Below are 22,623 nucleotides of genomic sequence, written 5' to 3'. Positions count from 1 at the left end.
GGGCGCGAACTCTAGCGAGAGGGACAGGTTTGTCAAACTCGCTTTTTCGATTTCCACGGAGAGGGCGGGATTCGAACCCGCGGTACCCTTTTGGAGTACTCTCGCTTAGCAAGCGAGTGCCTTAGGCCACTCGGCCACCTCTCCGGCGGCGGGTCACCGCCGCTCCCGCGCTCGCGGGAATCGCGTTATTAGCCGCGCGGTGTGGTCGTGTCAAACGACGTGCGCGCTATGCTGCGCCGCGATGATTCGACTCTGGATCGCGGGGCTGATCGCCTCGACCTGCATCCTCGGAGCGGTGTCACGCGCCCACGCATGCTCGTGTGTGGAGACACCCTTCGAGCAGCTCGCCGCCGAGGCCGACGCCATCTTCGAAGGGCGCGTCGCGTCGATCGAGCCCGCGGGCGAGATGCACGTGCGCGTGCGGCTCGACGTCGTGCAGACCTGGCGCGAGGCGAACGCCGAGCACGTCGAGGTGCGCACCGCGTCGCAGTCCGCGGCGTGTGGCGTCCCGTTCGAGGTCGGCCGCTCGTACCTCGTGCTCGCAGAGCGTGTGAACGGTGAGTGGACCGCGTCTCTCTGCGGCGGCACCCGCGCGATGGAGGACGCCGACGACGAGCGTCTCTCTCTGGGATCGGGCGTCATCCCGGTCGACATCGAGGACGACGAGACCTCGGAGCAGCGTCCGCAGACGCTGCCGCCTCGGAGCGGAGGGTGCGCGGGATGCGCGATCGTCGCGCGCTCCGACGCGCCGATCGCGGCCGCAATTGCCCTCGTGATCACGATGTTGATTCGACGTCGTCGAATTCGTTGACAGCGTTCGACCTCGCGCTACAACCGCCGGCGGAGAGCTGGCCGAGTGGTCGAAGGCGCCTGATTCGAAATCAGGTGTGCCCGTGAGGGTACCGTGGGTTCGAATCCCACGCTCTCCGCTGTAACGCCGCACCGCACGTGAGTCGGTGCGGGAGCGAGCTCCGGGCGCGGCCCTCTGTCGAGAGATGAGGGGCCGCGCTTTGCGTATCTGGCGCTGATGCATTGCGCCGGTGCGGCGCGCGGTCTCCCTGGTGGTCGCGCGATGGCCTCGAGAGCTCGAGGTTCTTTGCAAGCGATTCCGGGAGAGGTGACCGAGTGGTCGAAGGTGCACGATTGGAAATCGTGTGTACTGGAGACAGTACCGCGGGTTCGAATCCCGCCCTCTCCGTTCTTCCTACCGCGCCGATGAGCGACTCCGGCGACGTGATTCCGTGCTCCGACGTCGATGCCTCGTTCATGCGCGAGGCGATCGCCGAGGCACGTCTCGCCGAAGCGAAGGGCGAGGTCCCGGTCGGCTGCGTGATCGTGATCGACGGCACGGTCGTCGGGCGCGGGCACAACCTGCGCGAGACCACGCAGGACCCGACTGCCCACGCCGAGATGATCGCGCTGCGCCAGGCCGCGACGACGATCGGGAGCTGGCGCCTCGAGCACGCGACCGCGTACGTGACGCTCGAGCCCTGCCCGATGTGCGCCGGCGCGCTCGTGAACGCGCGCGTGGCGCGCGTGGTCTATGGCGCCGACGATCCGAAGGCGGGCGCGACCACGACGCTCTACACGATCGGCAGCGATCCCCGGCTGAACCACCGCTTCGTGCTCGTGCCGCAGGTGCTCGGCGGCGAGTGCGGCGCGCTGCTCACCGACTTCTTCGGCCGCATCCGTGCGGCCCGCCGCGCCGCGCGCGCCGGGACGACGCCCGACGTGCCGCCCCCGCCTCCGAAGCCGCAGCGCGATCAGGAGCCCGAGGGCGGATAGAGCACGCAGACCTTGTCGGCCTCGCACCCCTCGAGCGAGACCGACGTCGCGTGATCACCGCTCTCGTCGAAGATCACGATCGCCTCGGGCGTCGGGAGATCGCGCCGCGTCCGCACCCGCACCACGCCGGGCACCGGGCCGAGCTCGTCGCCCTCGGGCAGGTGTGCGGTGCCCTGTCCGTCGTAGCGCACGTAGACCATCCAGTCGGGACGCTGCGAGGGCTCGAGATCGATCGTGTGCACACGACCGACGATGCGCGTGAGCTCGACCAACCGCTCGGCGCGGATGACCAGCGGCTGATGGCGCGGCGCGAGCGCGACGAGCGGTTCGCCCGTGAGCTGCTCGGGCGTGAGGCGCAGCGGCGGCGCACCGAGCTCGCGCGGTCCGAGGAACAGGCGCACGCCGGGCGTCGGGGACTCGATCGTGACGCCCGCGCCGAGCGGCTGCAGCGGAGGCGCGGTGCTCGCGGGCTCGGGCGGGAGCGATCGGCTCGCGTGACGCACCACGAGCCAGCCCACGCCGGCGATCGCGAGCAGGACGATCACCGCGGACGCGCCGACCATCGCCGAGAGCGCGAGCGCGGAGAGCGGTGCCTTCACGCGGGCGTGCGACGCGGAGCTCCCGCCGACGATCGGCAGCGAGCCGCTCGGCGCGGCGGGCGACGTCGGAGGAGGAGGCGCGACCTCGATGGGCATCGCCGCGGCATCGGCCTCGGCGCGCGCGACCGCGAGCGCGACCGGCGTAGGCGGCACGAAGCTCGCGCGCTCGTCGGCCGAGGGTTGTGCAGGAGGACGCTCGGGCTCGGGCAGCTCCCAGCCCTTCTCCGGGAAGAGCCACTGGAGGAAGCGCGCGAGCTGCTGTCGTCCGTAGCCCGCCGCGCGCTCGTGCAAGAGCTCGCGGAGATCCTGCGCGAGCTGCTGCGCCGACGGAGTGCGCACCGCGGGGTCGATCGCGAGGCACTGCATCACGATCTTCTCGAGACGCGGCGGGACCTCGGGGTTGAACCGCGAGGGCGGCGGGAAGTCGCCGCTGCGCAGCAGGTTCGCCGCGACCTGGGGATCGTCGGGGGGGATCAGCGAGCGGATCGTGAGCATCTCCCAGATCGTCACGCCCAGCGCGAACACGTCGGCGCGCGCGTCGACGTCGACCCCCTGCGCCTGCTCGGGCGCCATGTAGCTCATCTTCCCGATCGTCACGCCGCTCTGCGTCTTGAGCACGTTGTCGGCGGCCTTCACGAGCCCGAAGTCGCTGACCTTCACCGTGCCTTCGTTGCTGAGCAGCACGTTCTGCGGGCTCACGTCGCGATGCACGATGCCGAGCGGCGTGCCGTCGTCGCCCTTCTTGCGGTGCGCGTGATCGAGCCCGCTCGCGGCCTCCGCGCCGATGTACGCGACCGCCGCGATGTCGAGCATCTCGTTGCGCTCGGCGAGGCGCTGCATCACCGCGCCGAGGGTCACGCCCTCGACGAACTCGAGCACGAGGTAGGGCTCGGGATCGATCCCGAAGTCGAGCACCTGCACGAGGTTCGGATGATCGAGCCGCGCGTTGGTGCGCGCCTCCGCGGCGAAGCGCTCGAGCAGCGAGGGATCGCGCCGGTACTGCGGCAGCATCCGCTTGATCGCGACCTTCTTCTTGAAGCCGGCGTCGCCCGTTCGTTCGGCGCGGTACACGACGGCCATGCCGCCCTGCCCCAGTCGCTCGACGAGGCGATAGGGTCCGAGCCATTCGGGCGCGCCCGCCGCGTTCACGGGGCGAACATACCTTCCGGTCGCCGGGAATTCATCGCTCTCGAGCGTCACCCGGCGCGCATTGTAGCGGGCGCCGCGCGTAGGCTCGCGTCGATGGCGCGATCCCGTCCGACGTTGGACATCTCGCTCCCCCGCGACACCTGGCGCGCGCAGCCCACGCCTCGGCGCGACGTGCGGACGCTCTGTCGCTGGCTCGAAGGGGCGCTGCCCGGGGGATCGGCGGGGATCGAGACGTTGCTCGCGCGCCTCCACGGACCGCTCGCCGAGCGTCGTCACCTGGTCGCGGTGGCGCTGATCGTGGCGCACCTGCGCGGTCATCTCCGTGGCTCGCGATGGCAGCGCCTCACCGGGATCGAGAACGCCGATCCGCGCGACGTCGATCGCGAGATGGATCGCGTCTGGGATGCGCTCGCCGGCGCGAAGCTCGTCCGCCCGACGTTGCTCTACCACCCGGGCGTGAAGACCGTCGGGCCCGGCTCGCGCAGCTACGAGCGATTTCCTCCCTCGCTCGTCGCGCGATGGGTGCGTACGCGCCGGTGGTACCTGATGGAGCAGGACGAGGATCTCTTCCTCTTCGAGCCGGAGTACATCGAGCCGCTGCTGCGCGGCGCCGCCGAGCCGGACGCCGAGAAGCGCGACTACGCGCGCGCGATCGTCGCGCACGCCGCGCGCGACGCGGCGTGCGCGGTCGTGGTCGCGCCGCAGTACGCCGGGCCCGACGAGTCGCTGGCCGCGTTCGCGCCGCGCTACGTGCGATGGGCGAAGGTCGCCCGCGAGACCGGGGCGATCGAGACGGCCGAGTACCTGGAGCGGCTCGCGTCGTACGGCACGCCGCGCACGTTCGACGCCCGCGCCCAGGTGCGCGTGCGCGAGACCGAGCGCGGATGGACCGGGAGCGTGCCGCACTCCGGCTTCGCGCGCGCTCCCCGCGTGCACATCGATCGCGAGACCGGCGCGATCGCGCTCGTGAAGCGAACGCGGTGAGCGCGCGAGCCCGAGCTCAGAGCACCGTCGCGACGATGAGCGCAGGCGCGAGCGGCGGCTGACAGATCAGACCGCACGACATCGTCGTGAAGTCGCAATCACACGTCGAGTTCGCATACACGTAGTTCGGCGTGTTCGATGCGTCGTTCCACGCCCGGATCATCTCGGTCGGACTTCGATTCCAGACCTGGTTGTACGCAACGATGTTGTGGCGGGCGAACTGGCGATCATCGATCGAGCTGCCCCAGAGCGCGACACCCTCGTCTTCGTTGCAGTAGTTGTCCGTATCCCAGTCATCGTGGCGGCCACCGAGGTAGACGGCGGGATCATCGGTGTCGGAGTGCAGATAAGGAAAGATGTTCCACACGATGACGTTGTGGCTCGGCTCGGAGATCCGAACCATCCCGTCTTCCCCGCAGTTCCGATAGACGAAGATCCCACCCCGCTGCAGGTCACCGATCCAGTTGTCGTGGATGTGGTTGTACGAAGAGCCATCGATCGCGATCTGCTCACGGCCGTTGCCGGTCGCCGTGTCGATCACCGAGTCGCGGATCACGTTGTGCGACGACTCCGCGTCCAGATAGATCGCGACGTCCCCAGAGCTGCCGTAGAAATGCGAGCCGATCACCTGCGTGTACGTGACTCCGGGATTGACGTAGAGGGGAATCATGCCCTCGCCACGGAACGTGACGTTCTCGATGGTCGTGCGTGTCGGCGCTGCGGCGCGGATGCGATCGACGTGGCCCTGTCGGCGTGAGGACTCGAGCACGTCGCACTGAGTGCCACCTTCCTTCACGGCGTGAATCATGCCGCGGATCCGGATCCGACCGTAGAGCGTGCAGTTGCGGATCGTGACTCCCTCGGGGCGATCCCAGACCTGCGCTTCGACGCCATCCCAAGCCGCGCCACACGTCGGCGTGAGCGGGGTCCGCACCGTGTCGACGTTGATGATCACCTGATTTCCGAGCGCGCCGATGGGGTGCGTCGGATCGTCGCCGCAATCGAGCGTCAGATTCGAGTCCTGCGAGCCGGCGAACACGAACGACTTCAGCACGGGGCCGTCGAACGAGAGCCCGCGATGGGCCGCGAGCGCCTCGACGTACTCGAACTCGACGTCGCACATCATGTCCACGGTGTCGTCCGCCGTCGGAGCCAGGAACTCGCGCACGATCCAGGCGTCGTACCAAGGCTGACTGTCGCAGCACACCCGGCCGGTGTGGCACGCGCCGTCGATGAAGCATGCGTCCGGCGCACTGCACGACGCCTGCGCCGCGGCAGCTCCTGGATCGATCGCGGACACCATCAAAACGGCGAGCGCTGTGGACCACTTCGACGCTGTCATGTCCGACCTCCGTGCGACGTTGGGCGCCGCTGCGGCCCACTCTAGACGCCGGCGAGGCCTCGCGCCAAAGCGGATCAGCGCTCGGGATCGCCGCGCCTGAGCGCGCGCGCGAGCTCGGGGCCGCCCTCGGCGAGCAGCTTCGCGAGCATGCCCGCGAGCAGCTGCAGGCGATCGATGAAGCGATGGTCGTGCTCCACCGACGCGAGGTGCGCGAGCTCGTGCAGCACCACGCCGATCGTGCCGGGATCGAGCACGTCGTCGAAGCGCAGCGGGCCCTTCACGTTGAACGAGATCGCGCGCGCGTCGACGTCGGTCACCGCGTCCTCGAGCAAGCCCGCGTCGCTGGGATCGCGCGCGAAGAAGCGCACCCGGACCACGCTCCCCGCGACGCGCCGCGCGAGCCAGCGCACCGCCTCGGCGAAGCGACGTTGGGTCTCGTCGGGCTCGACCTCGTCGCCGCCGAACTCGCTCGATCGGCGGCGCACGTAGTCGTCGCTCGTCTCGAGCACGCGCGCGAGGGCGAGCCACGCGCCGTGCGAGATCGTGCGCGCGTCGACGATGTGCGCGCCGAGCTGCTTGGCGCGATCGTTCGCGCGCGAGGTGCCGCCGAGCACGCTGCCGCGCGGGAACACCTTGCTCACGTACGCGTCGAGCAGGCCCGCCTTCACCGGCCATCGCGCGATCACGTCCTGCACCCAGTCGGCGCGCAGATCGCGGCGATCGAGGTAGCTGTGCACCATCGCCTCGAGCAACGTCGCCTTGAGCGCGAGCACGAAGCGCTCGGGGGCCGCGTCGCGTCCTTCGCCGAGCGGGACGCGCTGCGCGACGTCGACGTGCCACGGCACGTTCCACGGCTGCACCGGCACGCCCATCTCGAAGAGGCTCGGGGCCTCGCCGCGCCTCGGGGTGTAGATCGCGACGCGCGTCGGGCGCATCGCCGCGCGCTCCACGCCCTCGTCGATCACCACCGTCTCGAGCTCGCAGTCGGCGAGCGCGAGCACGCTGCGCGGCCGCCGCACCAGGCGCCCCGCGACTCGCAGGCTGGTGCCGCGCGGCGGGATCGAGAGGCGCAGCAGATCGAGCGCGGCCTCGCGCTCCTCGTCGCCGATCACGCGGAAGAGCTCGAGCCGCGTGCCGCTCTCCCTCGTGTTCGTCTCGGTGCGACGCCCCTCGCCGTCGAAGACGATCGTCGTGCCGATCGTCTCGACCCGCGCGCGCTCCGCCGCCGCGAGCAGCTCCTTGAGGCCGCGTCCCATGCGCCCGCGGCGCGTCGGGTCCCGCGGCTTGTCGGAGAGGAACAGCGTGTAGACGAGGCGCTCGTCGGCGATCCCGGCGCGTGCGTCGTCCTCGATCACCACGCGGTCGCGCTCGACCTCGATCGCGACGTTCGCGGCGTCGGCGTCGAACGCGTTCTGCACCGCCTCGAGCAAGAGCCGCCCCAGCGGGCGCGCCGCGCTGAGCCGCGCCCATCCCTCCTCGGCGATCTCGAACCACGCGCTGCGCGCCATGCAGGCCCTCGGATGCTGGCGTGCGAGGGCTCGCTTGGGCAAGGCACCCCCCGCTTGACGTGGGAATCGAACGCGCCGATGCTCCGCGCCCATCTCGTGACCCGTGGGTGCGTTGCGCACGCGCGACGCCTGGGGAGACGAGGTGTTCGAGCCCGGGGCTGAAGGCCCCGATTCGTGGGAGCGTCGCACACGACGCCTCACCAATCTTTTGTGATCACCTATGGACCTCGTTGATCGCGGGGTCTGAAGCCGGCACCATCAGCCAGCTGGAGGTTCTCGCGCATGGGGAACGTAGGCCCCAACGGGGGTGGCAGTGGGGGTAACAGCCTACAGCGACCCAACGCCCCAGGCGGTCGCTCTGGCGATCGTGTGATCCCCTTCGGCAAGTACCTCTTGCTCGATCGGATCGCCGTCGGCGGCATGGCCGAGGTCTACACGGCGAAGTCGTTCGGCATCGAGGGCTTCGAGAAGATCATCGCGATCAAGCGGATTCTCCCGACGATGGCGGAGGATGAGGACTTCATCCAGATGTTCATCGACGAGGCGAAGATCGCGGGGCACCTGACGCACGCGAACATCGTCCCGATCTACGAGCTCGGGAAAATCGGGGAATCCCACTACATCGCGATGGAGTACGTCTGGGGCAAGGATCTGCTCCAGATCATGAATCGCTTCCGCCGCATGCGGAGGCACATGCCGCCGGTGATGGCTGCGTGGATCGCGAGCAAGATGTGCGAAGGCCTCGACTTCGCGCATCGCAAGAGGGACCGCCACGGGCGGCCGCTCAACATCATCCATCGCGACGTGTCGCCGCAGAACTGCCTGGTCTCGTACGAGGGCCAGGTGAAGATGATCGACTTCGGCATCGCGAAGGCGGCGGCGCGCAACACGAAGACGCAGGCCGGCGTGCTGAAGGGCAAGTTCGGCTACATGAGCCCGGAGCAGGTGAAGGGCGCGGGCGTCGATCACCGCAGCGACGTGTTCGCGGTCGGCACGTGCCTCCACGAGATGCTCACGGGCGAGCGTCTGTTCGTCGGCGAGAGCGACTTCTCGACGCTCGAGAAGGTGCGCAACGCGGACGTGATCCCGCCGTCGCAGACGGTGCCGGACATGCCCGCGGAGCTCGAGCAGATCCTGCTCAAGGCGCTCGCGCGCGAGCCCGAGCAGCGCTGGCAGAGCGCGGGCGAGATGCACGAGGCGCTGCAGATGTTCGTGGCGCGCGAGAAGCCGCCCTTCGGCACGAGCAAGCTCGCGGCGTGGATGCGCACCGCGTTCGCGCCCGAGATGACGAAGGAGAAGGGGCGCCTCGACGGGTTCGCGAAGATCGCGAAGCCGGCGAGCGTGCCGCCGCCGCCGCCGAACCGCCCGAGCGCGCCGGGCCAGGCTGCGGCGAAGGATGCGATGGCGAGCACGTCGCCGGACAACCCGGCGGTGCGTCGTCCGCCGGCGCCGCCGCCGCCTGCGCGTCCGCTGCCTCCGCCGGTCGCGATCGGTGCGCCGGTCGTGCCGCCGCCGGTGGCCGAGGACGACGATCCGGGCGAGCTGCAGTCGGAGTCGACGATGATCTCGTCGTCGCCGTTCGACGAGCTGAGCGACGGCGGCGGCGAGGAGCTGCAGGGCGCGCCGACGCAGATCTTCTTCAGCTCGGACGAGCTCGACGAGAGCGCGAAGCCCGCGACGCCGTCGATGGGCGCGCCGTCGGGCGTCGTGGTGTCGCCCTCGGTGCACGTGCACCAGCCGGCTGGGATGCCGATCGCGAGCCCGCCGCCTGCGATGCCCGCGCCGATGCAGCGCGGGCCGAGCGTGCCGCCCGAAGAGCGTCCGACGACCGCGCCGCTGATGGACTACGGCGCGCCGCCGATGGCGGTCGGAGGCCAGCAGGCGACGGTCGTGCACGCGTCGCCCTACGGCCAGCCGATGCCGATGGGGCAGCCGATGCCGATGGGGCAGCCGATGCCCATGCCGATGGCGCAGCCGATGCCGATGCCGCAGACCGGTCCGGCGCCGGGGTTCGCAGCGCCGCCGGCGTTCGGCGCGGCACCGCCGCCCGCCTTCGCGCAGCCTGGGCCGGATGCGCTCGATCCCGGGATGCGCCCGCGCTCGGCCGCGCAGGAGACGCTCGAGCTCCGCTCGCCGGTCGTCGCGCCGCGGAGGAGCCGCGTCGCGCTCTTCGTCGGGCTCGGCGCGTTCGTGTTCGTCGCGCTCGCGGCGTCGCTCGCGGTGTTCCTGGTGTTCGGCACCGGGCCGGCGGGCGGCACGATCGAGATCCGCACGAACCCGGCGGATGCGGGCGCGAGCGTGCTCGTCGACGGCACGCCGCGCGGCCGCGCGCCGCTGCGGCTCGATCACGTTCCGGCCGGCGATCACCTGATCGAGGTGCGCGCCGACGGGTTCCAGCCGGCGACCCAGGCCGTCCCGGTGAGCGACGGGACGACGGCGATGCTGCTCATCCCGCTGATGCCCGGCAGCGCGCCGCCGATCGCGGCGGTGCCGCCTCCGATCGCGCCCGCGGTCGTGCCTCCTGCTGCCCCGGTGCCGCCGCCGGCGGTGGTCGCGCCGCCTCCGATGCCCACCCCGCCGCCGACCGAAGTGGCGGTCGCGCCGACGCCTCCGCCGGTCGCGCCGACGCCTCCGCCGCCTGTGGTGGCGCCCACGCCGCCGCCGCCCACGCCGGTGGCGACCGCACCGACGACCTCGCCGCGCGAGACGACGAGGACGTCGTCGTCCAGTGGACGCACCGAGGGGTCGAGCTCGAGTGGGACGCGCCCCGTCGCGACCACGTCGAGCAGCAGCACATCGCGGTCGCGCTCGTCGAGCGAGGAGACGCCGCGCACGTCGTCGAGCTCGAGCGCCAGCGCGTCGTCGAGCGAGCGTCGCAGCTCGTCGCGCGAGCGTGGCTACCTGATGATCCAGACCCTGCCCTGGGCGCGCGTGTTCATCGACGGGCGCGACACCGGGCAGAACACGCCGGTGCGCCGCATGGAGGTGCCCGCGGGATCGCACCGCATCGGGCTGCGCACGAACGACGGGCGCATGCACGAGGTGACGGTCGACGTGCCCGCCGGTGAGACGGTGCGCATCGTCCGCCAGCTCTGATCGATCGACCGCGCGCGTGCCCGCGGGCGGCACGCGCGCGGGCACGCGTCGTCTCGCCGAACACCGCGGCGCCGCGCGCGGAACGCGCGTTGCCAAGGGCCGGCGCGCATGCGCAAGACCGCCGCGTCCGCTCTCTCGATCGCGCTCTGGCTCGCTCTCGGCCCGGCAGCGCGCGCGCAGGACGTCGAGCTCGAGAGCCGCGCCCTCGAGGTCGAGTCGCTCGATCCATCCGAGCTGCTCGACCGAGGCGACCTCGTCCCCGACGAAGCGCGCGAGGCGCTGCGGGACGAGCTCGAGGTCCACGGCGAGACCGAGATCGCCGAGGCCGAGCCGACCTCGCTGCCGACCGGGGGCGATCGCAGCGCGGTCGCGCCTTCGCGCATCTCGCTGCCCGACGGCGAGGGATCGATCGAGGGGCTCGGTGAGTCGTTCTCCGCGTCGCTGGTGACCGGCGCGCTGTCGTTCACCTTGCCGATCGCGCTGCCGCCCGGGCGCAACGGGACCGCGCCTCCGCTCGCGCTGGGCTACTCGTCGGGCGGCCGGAGCGGCGAGGCGGGGTACGGTTGGGCGCTCTCGGTCGCGGCGATCTCGCGACAGTCGGATCGCGGTCTGCCGCGCTACGACGATCGTCCGCGCTGGCATCCCGGTGAGGATCGGTTCGTCTACGCCGGGAGCCACGAGCTCGTCCCGGTCGACTCCGACGACGCGGCGCAGCTCGACGGCGGACGCATCCCTGCCGAGCTCGCGGGATGGCAGCAGTACCGCGCACAGGTCGAGGGCTCGTTCATGCGCTTCTTCCGCGCGCCCGACGCGACGCGCTGGGTCGTGCAGGCGCCCGACGGCACGCGATACGACCTCGGGCTCCTGCCTGCGGGCGAAGGACCGAGCGAAGCGATCGCGTCCTCCGAGCACGCGCTCCTGCGGAGCCCCGACGGACAGCGCATCGCGTCGTGGGGGCTCACTCGCACCACCGACGTGCACGGCTCGACCGTCTACTACGTGTACGAGGGCGAGGCGCGCGATCTGAGCGCGGTCTACTACGTCTCGCCCGCGAGCTGCGCGGCCTCGGGGAGCGACGCGGTGTCGCGCCGTCGCTGCAGCGCGCCGCTCTCGGACTACGGCGTGCGCGTCCGCATCGTGTACGAGGCGCGTCCCGACGCGACCGTCTCGTACCGCACCGGTTGGCGCATCGAGTCGGCGCGTCGCATTCGCCGGATCGAGGTGAGCGCGGCGAGCACCAGCGTCGGCTCGCGCTACCTGGTCCGGCGCGTCCACCTCGCGTACGACCCGCGCTCGTACCACTCGCAGCTCGCGTCGGTGACGATCGAGGGCCGCCCCGAGTCGACGCACCCGAGCTACGGCGTGCAGGTCGCTCAGCTGATCGCGGAGTCGTCGCTGGGCGACGCGATCGTCGGGCCGACGCTCCCTCCGATGCGGCTGCGCTACACCGGCGACGACGCGCTCGCGCGCGGCGTCGACGGCTTCCCCGCGCTCGATTCCACGCGCCGTCAGGGCGCGTCGAGCCCCGCGCACGGCGTCGGCGATCTGCGCTCCGATCTCTTCGACGTGAACAGCGACGGACTGCCCGACCTGATCGTCACCGAGCCCGGCCGCTTCCGCACCGCCGACGGCGCGCCCGCGGTGGGCGTCTACTTCAACGGCTTTGCGGGCGCGAGCGCACGACCGGCGTCGGCGGGCACGTTCTCGTCGGCGATCGCCGTCGCCGCGCCGAACGGTCTCGCCGGTGTGATGCAGCTGTCGAACCCGAACGTCGTCCCGATGGACGTCGACGGCGACGGGCGGAGCGACCTGCTCCACATGCCGCGCGTGCGCAGCTACGGCTACTTCGCGCCGGTGCGCGCGTCGGGCGCGCAGACGTCGCCCGCCGCGCAGGGCTGGCGCTTCGCGCACCTTCCGGTCGAGCTCCCGGACGACGCGCTCGATCCGCGCATCGACCTCGGGCGCGACGGTGAGCGCATCCGCGTGATGGACGTGAACGACGACTCGCTCGTCGACGTGGTGCGCACCAGCGGCGATGCGATCCAGACGTGGCTCAACCTCGGGTACGTGCTGGGCGGCGAAGGGCTCTTCGGATCCGCCAACCACGACGGCACGCGCTGGGTGCTCTCGCAGGATCCGATCGAGTCGTGCCTGCCCGTCGCGGCCGGTGCGCTCTCGTTCGACGATCCCGAGGTGCGCCTCGCCGACATGAACGGCGATGGCCTCGAGGACGTGGTGCGCCTGTCGCCCGGGGCCGTCGTGTGGCTGCCGAACCGCGGGTGGGGCCGGTTCGGCGAAGGGGAGGGCGACTGCCCCGCGGGCATCGCGGGCGCGCGCTGGATCGAGATGCGCGCGCCGCGCGATCTCGGCGCGGCGTTCGACGCGACGTATCTCGCCGACGTCGATGGGGACGGCGCGAGCGATCTCGTGCGCGTCGGGCAGGGCGTGCTCGACGTGTGGTTCAACATGGGCGGGCGCGCGTTCTCGCGCCCCGCGACGATCGAAGGGCTGCGCTGGAATCGCGATCTCGATCGCGTCGTGCGCCTCGTCGACGTCGACGGGAGCGGCACGGTGGACGTGCTCTTCGCGAGCGCGCGCCGCTGGGAGTGGGTCGACCCGATGGGCGGTCGACGTCATCGCCTGCTGCGCGAGGTCGAGGCCGGGCTCGGCGCGCTCACGCGCTTCGAGTACGGGACGACGGCCGAGGACTACCTGCGCGATCTCGCCGCCGCCGAGGGCTGCAGCGGGCCGGGATGCGAGCGCTTCCTGTGGCAGGGGCGCGACGACGGTGGATGCGACGCGCGCGTGCTCGGAGCGAGCGGCGAGTGCGTCGTGCGATCGACCGGGACGCCGGTGGTGACGACGGTCGTGCGCGCGACCACGACCAGCGATCGCCTCGACGTGCTCGGCGTGCCCGCGCAGGTCTCGCGCGCCGAGTACGCCTATCACGACGGGTACTACGAAGGCATCGAGCAGGAGCTCCGCGGCTTCGGCGCCACCGACCTGCGCACCGTCGGCGATGCGTCGCAGCCGACCTCGATCGCGCGCACGCGCATGCACCAGGGGCGTCGCCCCCGATCGATCGCGGGCGATCGACGCGCCGAGAACCCGTGGGAGGCGCTGAAGGGCGCGACCTACCTCGGCGAGACGTGGGAGGAGTCGAGCGGACGCTTCCTCTCGACCGTGCACACCAGCCATCGCGTGCGGCGCCTGCTGGTCGGGCTCGACGGTCGCGAGGTCACCTGGGCGTTCCCCGCGCGCACCGACACCATCCTCTACGACACGTCCACCACGTGGACGCCCGCCGCGCCCGGCACGCGCGCGCCCTTCGCCGGGGGAAGCGACGGAGACGACTACCCGGTGGTCGCGCGCGAGATCGTCGCGGACGGTGAGGTCGTCGCGGACGTCGACCACCCGGGCTGGAGCGAGCCGGTATGGCTGCGGAGCGCCGGCTTCTACGCGATCACCGCGAGCACGACCGACCGCGTCGATCACATCGGTCACGTGATCGAGCGGACCGCGTGGGGACGCGTGCGCAGCGAGTACGGCGAACCGCTCGGCGCGGAGGAGATCGTCACCCACACGATCCCGATGCTGCTCGAACCCGAGCGCTGGATCTGGCGCACCAGCGAGACCTGGACGAGCGGGCACGGCTCGAGCGAGCGGCTCGGGCACACCGCGCAGCTCTACGAGCGCGGCTCGGTGCTCCCGACGCGCACGTACTCGAGCGTGACCATCCCGCGCGCCTACGAATTCGCGGGCGACGCGGACGGCTCGCAGTCGTTCACCCAGAGCGCGCAGACGCTGCAGACGACGCTGCGCTACGACGCGTGGGGCAACGTCACGTACACCTGCGAGGGCGGGCAGATCGAGGTCAGCCAGAGCACGTGCCTGCGCTTCTCGCTCGCGGAGTACGACGACGCGTACGCGCACGTCCTCGCGAGCGAGCGCATCTACACGGATCGCGACGCGAGCGGGTTCACGGGGATGATGCTCTCGCGCGTGGCGATCGATCGCGGGCTCGGCGTCGCGACCCAGGTGATCGATCCCGCGGGGCGCATCGCCGACGCGGGCTACGACGGCTTCGGCCGCGTCACCTGGGTGCGCCCGCCCGACGTGCGCGGCTGCGAGGGCGATGCGCGCCCGCAGGTGCGCAATCACTATCGGCTCACCACCGATCCGCTGGGCAGCCCGATCAGCGTGCTCGAGAGCATCCAAGAGGTGGGCTGTCGCGCCGCGCTCGGGGCGGGCGCGTTGGTGTCGCGCTCGTACGTCGACGGGCTCGGCCGCGAGCGCGCGGTGCTCTCGCGCGCCGACGCGCCGCACGCGTGGGTTCGCACCGGGCTCGTCTCGCTCACGCCGCAGGGCCAGCCCGCGCGCTCGTGGGACGCGGCGTTCCTCGGCGTCGCGGAGCCGACGGTCGCGCAGGTGCTCGCGCGGACCGGCGAAGAGGGCGAGTCGCAGACGGGCTACGACGCGTTCGGTCGCGTGCGTTGGTCGCTCCCGCTCGGCGGCACGTGGGGCGAGCGCACCTGGACCACGTACGGCGCGCTCGTCGTGAACGTCTGCGATCCGAACCACGTCGACCCCGAGCACTTCGCGTACGGCGCGTGCACCACGATTCGCAGCGACGGACACGGCCGCACCGTCGACACGATCCTCCGGCAGCGGCGCAGCGAAGGCGCGCCCTTCGAGACGTACCGGCTCTGGTTGACGCGCCGCGCCGACGGCGCGGTGCTCGCGATCGAGCGCGCGCAGACCCCCGATCGCACCCCGCTGCCCCTCGCGCGCGCGCAGGTGCTCCCGGGGCGCCACGTGACGCGCACGTTCGCAGTCGACTCCGCGGGGCGGCGGATCGCGTCGACCGATCGCGACACCGACGCGCGCCGCGCGGGCACCACCGAGGCGAACCGCTCGTGGCGCTACCTCTACAACCGCGTCGGCGATCTCGTCGCGGTGCGCGACCCGCGCGGGTGCGGACAGAACTTCTACTACGACCGCGGCGGGCGCCTGCTGGGCGAGGACTACGTCTCGTGCGGCGAGGCCGAGCCCTGGCGCGATCGGAGCAACGAGACGGTGCCCGCGGGCGCGATCGCGCTCGATCCGATCGCGGCGCCGCAGCGCGTCGAGGTGCGGGCCCACTACGACGCGTACCCCGCGTGGGCGATCGGTGCGCTCGCTCCGCCGTCGTGGGCCGGCGCCGCGCGCGGCCTCGTCACCGCGACCGTCGATCGCGGTGCGCGCTCCGTCGTGGCCTACGACGCGCGAGGGCTCGCGACCTGGAGCGCACGTCAGATGGCGCTGCTGCCCGAGGCGGAGCCCGCGCCGAGCACGCTCGACGGCGCGCTCCCGAGCGTGATCGCGAGCGCGCCGCTCGCGACGCCTCCGCTGCGCGCCTTCGACGCGGCCCACACCTACGTCGCGGAGTCGCGCCACGATCACGGCGGGCGCCCGATGTCGCGCACGCTCCCCGACGATCCCGATCTCGACGACGCGCGCGGGCCGATCGGCGGGCGCATCGAGTACGACGTGCGCGGGCTGCCGAGCGCGGTCGCGCTCCGCATCGGCGCCACCGAGCGCGCCATCATCACGCAGGCGACCTACGACGCCGGTGGACGCCTGCTCGAGACGATCTGGGGAGACGACGCGGGCGGCACGCGCGCGCCGACGGTGAGCGAGACGATCTACGACCGCCGCCGGCGCCCGCGGCGCGTCTCGGTGGTGCGCGCGCCGACCAGAGCGCCCAGCGCCGCGCGCGCGCTCGCGGAGGTCTCGGTCGTGCACGACCAGACGTTCGACTGGGACGCGGTCGACAACCTGCTCGCGATCACCGACGGGCGCGTCGGGCGCGAGTGGCCCGACGGGTTCCGCCCCCAGAGCGTGCGCCTCCGTCACGACGCGCTCTATCGCGTGATCGACGCCGAGTACTCGTACCGAGCCGACGACGCGAGCGGCGCCGAGGACGCCGCGACCGACTACCGCGACGCGCTGCGCGCGCTCGAGGGCGCGGACCCGATGCGCGAGCTCCCCGCGCCGAGCGTCGCGGGCGCGCTCGACTCGCGCGTGGTGAGCCTGACCTGGGACCACGACTTCCTCGGCAACACCGTCGAGTGGAGCGACGACCAGCACGCGTTCCACGAGCGCTCGCTCGATCGAATCAGCAACGGCATCGACGAAGCGGGCGACCGGCCGAGCGCGATCCGTCTCGCGGCGAGCATCACGACGAGCCCGCACCCGTACGACGCGAGCGCCGATCGCGGCGGATGGCTCGAGGTCGACTACGGCGACTCGGGCAACGTCACTGCGGTCACGGTGCACGGGCAGTGTCGCGATGCGAGCGCGCTCGCGGTGTGCATCGACGCCGGAGGCTCGGTGCAGTCGCGCCGCGACGCGCTGCGCAGCGCGTGCTCCTGCGGAGTCGAGCAGCACTATCAGTATCGCCACGACGAGCTGAGCCAGATCGTCGACGCGCGTCGCTACGATCGCGCGGGCGCGGGATCGTGGTCGCTCGCGGCCCACCTCCGTTACGCGTTCGACGGCGCGCAGGAGCGCACCGTGAAGGAGGTGCGCGACACGCTCGGGCAGGCCCGCTACGCGATCTGGCCCTATCCCGGCGACTACGAGCGTCGTGGTCTCGCGCGCGGGCCCGACACGTACGCGGCGACCGAGGGCACCGAGACGCAGTACCTCGTCGGCGGCGCGCGCGTGGTCTGGCAGGACGGCGCCATCGCGTCCGGTCTCGACGCCGATCATCGCATCACGCTCGCGATCCCCGATCTGCTCGGCACGAGCAGCGCGGTGATCGATCTCGCCAGCGGCGAGCTCGTCGAGGCGAGCACGTACTACCCGAACGGCGCGCGCGAGACGGTGCGCACGAGCGATCGCGGGGACCTGCCGCTCGAGCCGATGGGCTTCACCGGCAAGGAGGCCGACGAGGAGGTCGGCCTCGTGTACTTCGGCATGCGCTTCCTCATGCCGAGGCTGGGCCGGTGGGCGACGCCGGACCCCCTGCAGATCCACGCCGAAGGCGGCGGCGAAGCGCTCAACAACTACCACTACGTGCGCGGCAGCCTGCTCCAGGCGCGCGATCCGGTCGGGCTCGACAGCGCCGACGAGGTCGACGAGATCGTGCAGGCCGTCGCGGACTGGGCGGAGATCGAGGGCGCCGCATACGACGGCACGTCGGCGACCGGAACGCGCCTGCACAAGATCCTGCAGACCGATCTCCCCGGGCGCGTCGCGAACAATCCGCGGCTGATCACCGAGGCGATCATCGACGCCAACGGCGTGGTCGTCGCGCACGGCGTCGGGCCCGAGCACGTGATGCGTCTGCCCGGCGGCAGCACGCGCGGCACCTACCGCACGGTCGACGTGCTGGTGGTCGACGACTTCGTCTCCGACGCAGACGTCCGGCGGATCCGCGCCGGCAAGATCAGCGCGCACGGGAAGGTCATCCCGATCGACTACAAGTTCGGTGGCGCGCACATGCGTCGCGCGACGCACGACGAGATCGTGCGGCGCCTCGGATCGAACACGCTCGCCGTCGGTGAAGGAGGCCTCTTCCGGCGCGCGACGCGGCGTGCCTCGTCGTCGGCGAGCAGCGCGAGCGGCGGCGGGAGCTCACTGCTGCCGCAGGCGCGCGTGATCCGCGGCGCCGGCGGCTCGAGATGGGCCCGGTGGGCACGACGCGGGCTGCGCGTCTCTCGCGCCGCGGGGCCGGTCCTGCAGGTCGTCAGCGGCGTCGACTACCTGCAGAGCCTCGATGCCTGCGAGGACGCCGACTGCGTGAAATATCGCGCGGCCGACTACTGGACGATGGGCGCGTCGTCGGTGGTGCTCGACGGCATGTGGGCCGCGCAGGAGCTCGGCAACTACTACGGCTCGCGCATGCTCGACGACATGGATCGCGCGATGTACGAGGGCATGACCGGGGACTCGTACGACGACGCCGTCGAGAACGGCGAGATGGAGTCGAACTGGCAGCCGAGCGAGAACCCGTTCGACAAGTGGAGGTGGTGAGCCGCTACTTGCGCTTGCGCTTCGGCGTCGGGGCCGCGCTGCTCGGCGGCCTCGACCCGCGCTCGCGCGCCGCGGCAGGTCGCTTCTCCGGCAGCTTCGCGGGCGCGGGCACCGGCACCGGCGCGACCATCGGCCGCACGTTGCCGAGCTTCAGCCGCCGCATGACCGCCGCCTTCTGACGATCCTTGTACGCGTCGTGCGACGCGTCGCCCATCTCGTTCGCGTGCTCGGTCTCGCGATCGATGACCTGGAACTCCGCCTGCGCGAACACCACGCGGCCGAGCGCCCATGCCGCGGGCGGCGCGAGGTCGAGGATCTCCTGCGGGAGCCTCACCGGCATGTCGACGACGAAGTGCACGACCCGGTACGACGAGCTCGTGAACTGGTTGTCGACCAGCAGCCCGTCGTCGTCGGGCTCGCCCACCAGCGGCTGCAGGTCGCGCGCGAGCCCCGCGAGGTGCGGGCTCGAGGCGCAGTACTTCCGCAGATCGAACATCGTGTTCGTGGTCTGCCCCGGCACCACGTAGTTGAACGGGAAGAGGTACCGCGTCAGGTGCGAGAGCACCGGGAAGATGTCGTCCGGCGATCGCGTGACGATGCGGAAGCGCAGCTTGTCGTAGATCTGCGCGGCGTGCGTCTCCTTCTTGGAGAGCAGCTTCGAGTAGAGCGAGTCGCGGTTCTTGCGCCCGCCGATGAACTCGAGGATCGGCAGGCCGGCCGCGAGCATCCCGCCGATCACGCGATAGACCTTCTGCTCGACCAGGTGGAACACGTCCTGGTCGGAGATCGGCAGCATGTAGAGCAGCTCGCGCGCCTCGAGGTGATGGATGATGTGCATCACCTTCAAGATCGTGCAGGCGCAGAGCTGGCGATGACCGCGCGCCGACGCGAGCAGGAGCAGCTCGGCCGCGTCCATCTGCGCGACCGGCTTCGGGATCGGGAAGTCGAAGTTGCGCCGCAGGTACGCGATCGCGGCGTTCTTCACTGCCTCGGTGCGCGCCCGGCTCGCAGGGTCGTCGAGATCGAACTCCTGCACCGCGAGGAACTCGCGCACCTGCGCTTCCGTCGCGAGCTCCAGGCGCTGCCAGTCGATGACCGACGCACCACGGAGGATCAGCCGGATGCTCTCGAGCTCTGCGAGACGCAGATCGGAGAGCCAGCGGAAGTCGGAGGGTGGCGCCGGCGGCGGGATGCTCATCCCGGGGGCGGATACTAGCAGCAGGAAGGGGTCAGGAACGCGGCTGCTGCGCGCTCGAGCGATCCGCGGTGCTCGAAGCAGCCGAGCGGGCGGCGTTCCCGGCGCGGCCGAGGCCCAGGGTCCCGAAGAAGATCCCGACGGTGACGGCGAGCACCACGAGGTTGCCGATCAGGGCGCCGTTGCAGCCACCGAGGAGTGGGGCGGCAGCGAGCGCGAGCGCAATCGGCAAGATCTTCGTGCTGCGGGTCGCGGTCATCGTCACCTCCAGGAGCGTCCGGTTCGTACGTTCATCGAAGCAAGCAGATGTAAGCGAATGTCCGACAGCCCCCCGAGGCGGTCCAGTTTCTAACAGAGGGCCTCCCGGCTGCCAAGACGGAACCGGCCGACCCCCCGGCCGGGAACACCAGGGCGCGCCACACCCGATCGGATGGCGCGCTTCGCACCGTGATCGTGGGCAGGAACGCACGGCGCGCGGCCTGCCCAGGGCTTGCAATCCCCAGCGGCGACGTGCAGGTAGTGAGGACCCTATGAGCGCGACGATCCCGCCCCCGGAAGGCCCCGAGATCCTTCCCATCCTGCCGCTGCGCAACTCGGTGCTGTTCCCGGCCTCGGTCGTCCCGGTCAACGTGGGGCGCGCGCGCTCGGTGAAGCTGATCGAGGAGAGCTTCGGGCGTGACCGGCCGACGATCGGCGTGGTCGCCCAGCTCGTCGCCGACGTCGAGGATCCCGAGTTCGAGCAAGTCTACGAGCTCGGCACCGTCGCGCGCGTGCTGAAGGTCATCCGGCTCAGCTCGGGCAACTACTCGGTCGTGCTCCAGGGCATCGCGCGCATGCGCATCCTCGAGCCCCAGGGTCGCGTGCCGTACATGCGGGCGCGGGTGCAGCGCATCCACGAGGCGCCGATCCGCGACACCGAGATCGACGCGCTCGGCGCCGCGCTGCGCGAGTCGGCGCGCAAGCTCGGAGAGCTGCTGCCGCACCAGTCGCGCGAGCACGCGCTCCAGCTCGACAACGTGAGCGACGCGGGCGCGCTCGCCGATCTCGTCGCGACGAACCTGCCGGTCTCGACCCAGCAGAAGCAGCAGATCCTGCAGATCCTCGACGTGCGCGAGCGCCTCCGGAAGGTCGCCGAGCTCGTCTCGCGGCAGTCCCAGGTCTACCGCGTCAAGAAGGAGATCTCGACGATGGTGCAGGAGGAGATGTCGCGCTCGCAGCGCGAGTTCCTCCTCCGCCAGCAGATGAAGACGATCCGCCGCGAGCTCGGCGAGGCCGAGGACGACGACGAGATCGAGACGCTCCGCGAGCGCATCGCGCGCGCGCACATGCCGAACGACGCGGAGAAGGCGGCGCGCAAGCAGCTCTCGCGCATGCGCTCGATGTCGCCGAACGGCGCGGAGTACCAGGTTTGCCGCAACTACGTGGAGTGGCTCGCCGATCTGCCGTGGAGCAAGACCACCGCGGATCGCCTCGACGTCGCGGAAGCGCGGCGCGTGCTCGACGAGGACCACCACGGGCTCGAGCGCATCAAGCGGCGCATCGTCGAGTACATCGCGGTGCGGCGCCTCAAGAGCGACATCCGCGGGCCGATCCTCTGCTTCGTCGGTCCGCCCGGCGTGGGCAAGACGTCGCTCGCGAAGTCGATCGCGCGCGCGACCGGGCGCAACTTCGTGCGCGTCGCGCTCGGCGGCGTGCAGGACGAGGCGGAGATCCGCGGGCATCGCCGGACCTACGTCGGCGCGTACCCCGGGCGCTTCGTCGCGGGCCTGAAGAACGCGGGCGCGCGCAACCCGGTGATGCTGCTCGACGAGATCGACAAGCTCGGCAGCGATGGGCGCGGCGATCCCGCGAGCGCGCTGCTCGAGGTGCTCGACCCCGAGCAGAACAACACGTTCACCGATCACTACCTCGAGGTGCCGGTCGATCTCTCGCCGGTGCTCTTCATCGCGACCGCGAACCGCAAGGACACGATCCCGCGGCCGCTGCTCGACCGCATGGAGCTCATCGAGCTCGCGGGCTACACGCGCGACGAGAAGCAGGCGATCGCGAAGAACTTCCTGATCCCGAAGCAGCTCGAGGAGCACGGCCTCTCGCCCGAGCGCCTCGACTTCAGCGACGAGGCGATCGATCGGCTCGTCGACGAGTACACGCGCGAAGCGGGCGTGCGTCGTCTCGAGCAGACGATCGCGTCGGTGTGCCGCCACGTCGCGGTGCGGCTCGCGGAGGGCGAGGACGTCGCGCAGCTCGCGGACGGCGCGTACGTCGAGAAGGTCCTCGGGCCGCCGCGCTACGACAAGCAGATTGCGGAGAAGCTCGGGCACGCGGGCGTCGCGACCGGGCTCGCGTGGACTCCGGCGGGCGGCGAGCTGATGATCGTCGAGGCCTCGCAGATGCCGGGCACCGGCAACATCCGCGTCACCGGCAAGGTCGGCGACGTGATGCAGGAGTCGATCGCCGCGGCGTTCACGTACATCCGCGCGCGCGCCGAGCAGCTCGGTCTGGCGCCCGACTTCCTCTCGAAGATCGACGTGCACCTGCACCTGCCGGGCGGCGGGATCCCGAAGGACGGGCCGAGCGGCGGCATCGCGATCTTCGTCGCGATCGCGTCGATGCTCACCCAGCTCAAGGTACGGCCCGACGTGGGCATGAGCGGCGAGATCACGCTGCGCGGACACGTGCTCCCGGTGACCGGGATCAAGGAGAAGTGCCTCGCGGCGCACCGCGCCGGGCTGAAGCACGTGCTGCTCCCGAAGCGCAACGAGGCGGATCTCGACGAGGTGCCGGAGACGATCCGGAAGGACCTCGTGGTGCACCTCGTGTCGAGGGTCGACGAGGTGCTCTCGCTGGTCCTCGAGCTGCCGCCGGGCGACGGGTCGCCGCGACCGCCTGCACCGCCGGCGTCGCAGGGTCCGCAGGAAGTCGCGACCGCGAGCTGACGAAGCCCGA

Annotated in this window: 11 protein-coding genes and 3 tRNA genes; 8 read left to right on the top strand and 6 right to left on the bottom strand. The window is 71.4% G+C overall.

Going from position 1 to position 22,623, the window contains the following annotated elements; all coding sequences use genetic code 11:
• Positions 1-56 precede the first annotated feature (56 nt).
• Positions 57-144 (bottom strand) — tRNA-Ser (locus tag I5071_RS30640).
• A 97-nt stretch (positions 145-241) separates the two neighbouring features.
• On the opposite strand from I5071_RS30640, the gene I5071_RS30635 reads away from it, so the two are divergent.
• The 4 genes from I5071_RS30635 to tadA all read left to right on the top strand — a co-directional run bounded on the left by I5071_RS30635 (position 242) and on the right by tadA (position 1,785).
• A complete protein-coding gene (locus I5071_RS30635) occupies positions 242-811 on the top strand; it encodes a hypothetical protein (protein WP_236516802.1) in 570 nt (189 codons plus the stop codon).
• A gap of 31 nt (positions 812-842) precedes the next feature.
• Positions 843-929, top strand: a tRNA-Ser gene (locus I5071_RS30630).
• 182 nt (positions 930-1,111) lie between these two features.
• A tRNA-Ser gene (locus tag I5071_RS30625) sits at positions 1,112-1,198 on the top strand.
• 17 nt (positions 1,199-1,215) lie between these two features.
• Positions 1,216-1,785: a tRNA adenosine(34) deaminase TadA gene (gene tadA / locus I5071_RS30620; protein WP_329611089.1), complete on the top strand. Its 570-nt coding sequence runs from the start codon at positions 1,216-1,218 to the stop codon at positions 1,783-1,785.
• Here tadA and I5071_RS30615 read toward each other — a convergent pair.
• Positions 1,764-3,533 carry a serine/threonine-protein kinase gene (locus I5071_RS30615; protein WP_236516801.1) on the bottom strand — a complete coding sequence of 590 codons (1,770 nt, stop codon included), beginning with the start codon at positions 3,531-3,533 and terminating at the stop codon, positions 1,764-1,766. The two genes, tadA and I5071_RS30615, sit on opposite strands and share 22 nt — an antisense overlap.
• Positions 3,534-3,626: 93 nt before the next feature.
• Between I5071_RS30615 and I5071_RS30610 the strand changes: the two genes are divergently transcribed.
• A complete protein-coding gene (locus tag I5071_RS30610; protein WP_236516800.1) occupies positions 3,627-4,517 on the top strand; it encodes a hypothetical protein in 891 nt (296 codons plus the stop codon).
• Positions 4,518-4,533: 16 nt separating this feature from the next.
• Here I5071_RS30610 and I5071_RS30605 read toward each other — a convergent pair whose 3' ends face one another.
• Together I5071_RS30605 and I5071_RS30600 are read right to left on the bottom strand one after the other, a co-directional pair.
• Positions 4,534-5,859: a right-handed parallel beta-helix repeat-containing protein gene (locus I5071_RS30605; protein ID WP_236516799.1), complete on the bottom strand. Its 1,326-nt coding sequence runs from the start codon at positions 5,857-5,859 to the stop codon at positions 4,534-4,536.
• 74 nt (positions 5,860-5,933) lie between these two features.
• Positions 5,934-7,367, bottom strand: a complete 1,434-nt coding sequence (locus tag I5071_RS30600) for an ATP-binding protein (RefSeq protein ID WP_236516798.1) — start codon at positions 7,365-7,367, stop codon at positions 5,934-5,936.
• A 369-nt stretch (positions 7,368-7,736) separates the two neighbouring features.
• On the opposite strand from I5071_RS30600, the gene I5071_RS30595 reads away from it, so the two are divergent.
• Positions 7,737-10,463 (top strand): serine/threonine-protein kinase, encoded by a 2,727-nt coding sequence (locus tag I5071_RS30595; protein ID WP_236516797.1) that lies wholly within the window; start codon positions 7,737-7,739, stop codon positions 10,461-10,463.
• A gap of 108 nt (positions 10,464-10,571) precedes the next feature.
• Positions 10,572-18,482: a SpvB/TcaC N-terminal domain-containing protein gene (locus I5071_RS30590; protein WP_236516796.1), complete on the top strand. Its 7,911-nt coding sequence runs from the start codon at positions 10,572-10,574 to the stop codon at positions 18,480-18,482.
• A gap of 4 nt (positions 18,483-18,486) precedes the next feature.
• Here I5071_RS30590 and I5071_RS30585 read toward each other — a convergent pair whose 3' ends face one another.
• Together I5071_RS30585 and I5071_RS30580 are read right to left on the bottom strand one after the other, a co-directional pair.
• A complete protein-coding gene (locus I5071_RS30585; RefSeq protein WP_236516795.1) occupies positions 18,487-19,680 on the bottom strand; it encodes a TIGR04552 family protein in 1,194 nt (397 codons plus the stop codon).
• Between the two features lie 31 nt (positions 19,681-19,711).
• Positions 19,712-19,936 (bottom strand): hypothetical protein, encoded by a 225-nt coding sequence (locus I5071_RS30580; protein ID WP_236516794.1) that lies wholly within the window; start codon positions 19,934-19,936, stop codon positions 19,712-19,714.
• A gap of 271 nt (positions 19,937-20,207) precedes the next feature.
• Between I5071_RS30580 and lon the strand changes: the two genes are divergently transcribed.
• A complete protein-coding gene (lon, locus tag I5071_RS30575; RefSeq protein WP_236516793.1) occupies positions 20,208-22,613 on the top strand; it encodes an endopeptidase La in 2,406 nt (801 codons plus the stop codon).
• Positions 22,614-22,623: the final 10 nt, after the last annotated feature.

Origin of the sequence: Sandaracinus amylolyticus, assembly GCF_021631985.1 — a bacterium.
GTDB classification, from domain to species: domain Bacteria; phylum Myxococcota_A; class Polyangia; order Polyangiales; family Sandaracinaceae; genus Sandaracinus; species Sandaracinus amylolyticus_A.
Note: the sequence above shows the minus strand (reverse complement) of the source record. Positions and strands in the feature narration are given on the sequence as shown.

Excerpts from the sequence above, each read along its gene's own strand:
- I5071_RS30635 (WP_236516802.1), top strand. The coding sequence starts at position 242 with ATGATTCGACTCTGGATCGCGGGGCTGATCGCCTCGACCTGCATCCTC.
- tadA (WP_329611089.1), top strand. The coding sequence starts at position 1,216 with ATGAGCGACTCCGGCGACGTGATTCCGTGCTCCGACGTCGATGCCTCG.
- I5071_RS30610 (WP_236516800.1), top strand. The coding sequence starts at position 3,627 with ATGGCGCGATCCCGTCCGACGTTGGACATCTCGCTCCCCCGCGACACC.
- I5071_RS30605 (WP_236516799.1), bottom strand. The coding sequence starts at position 5,859 with ATGACAGCGTCGAAGTGGTCCACAGCGCTCGCCGTTTTGATGGTGTCC.
- I5071_RS30600 (WP_236516798.1), bottom strand. The coding sequence starts at position 7,367 with ATGGCGCGCAGCGCGTGGTTCGAGATCGCCGAGGAGGGATGGGCGCGG.
- I5071_RS30590 (WP_236516796.1), top strand. The coding sequence starts at position 10,572 with ATGCGCAAGACCGCCGCGTCCGCTCTCTCGATCGCGCTCTGGCTCGCT.
- I5071_RS30585 (WP_236516795.1), bottom strand. The coding sequence starts at position 19,680 with ATGAGCATCCCGCCGCCGGCGCCACCCTCCGACTTCCGCTGGCTCTCC.
- I5071_RS30580 (WP_236516794.1), bottom strand. The coding sequence starts at position 19,936 with ATGACCGCGACCCGCAGCACGAAGATCTTGCCGATTGCGCTCGCGCTC.
- lon (WP_236516793.1), top strand. The coding sequence starts at position 20,208 with ATGAGCGCGACGATCCCGCCCCCGGAAGGCCCCGAGATCCTTCCCATC.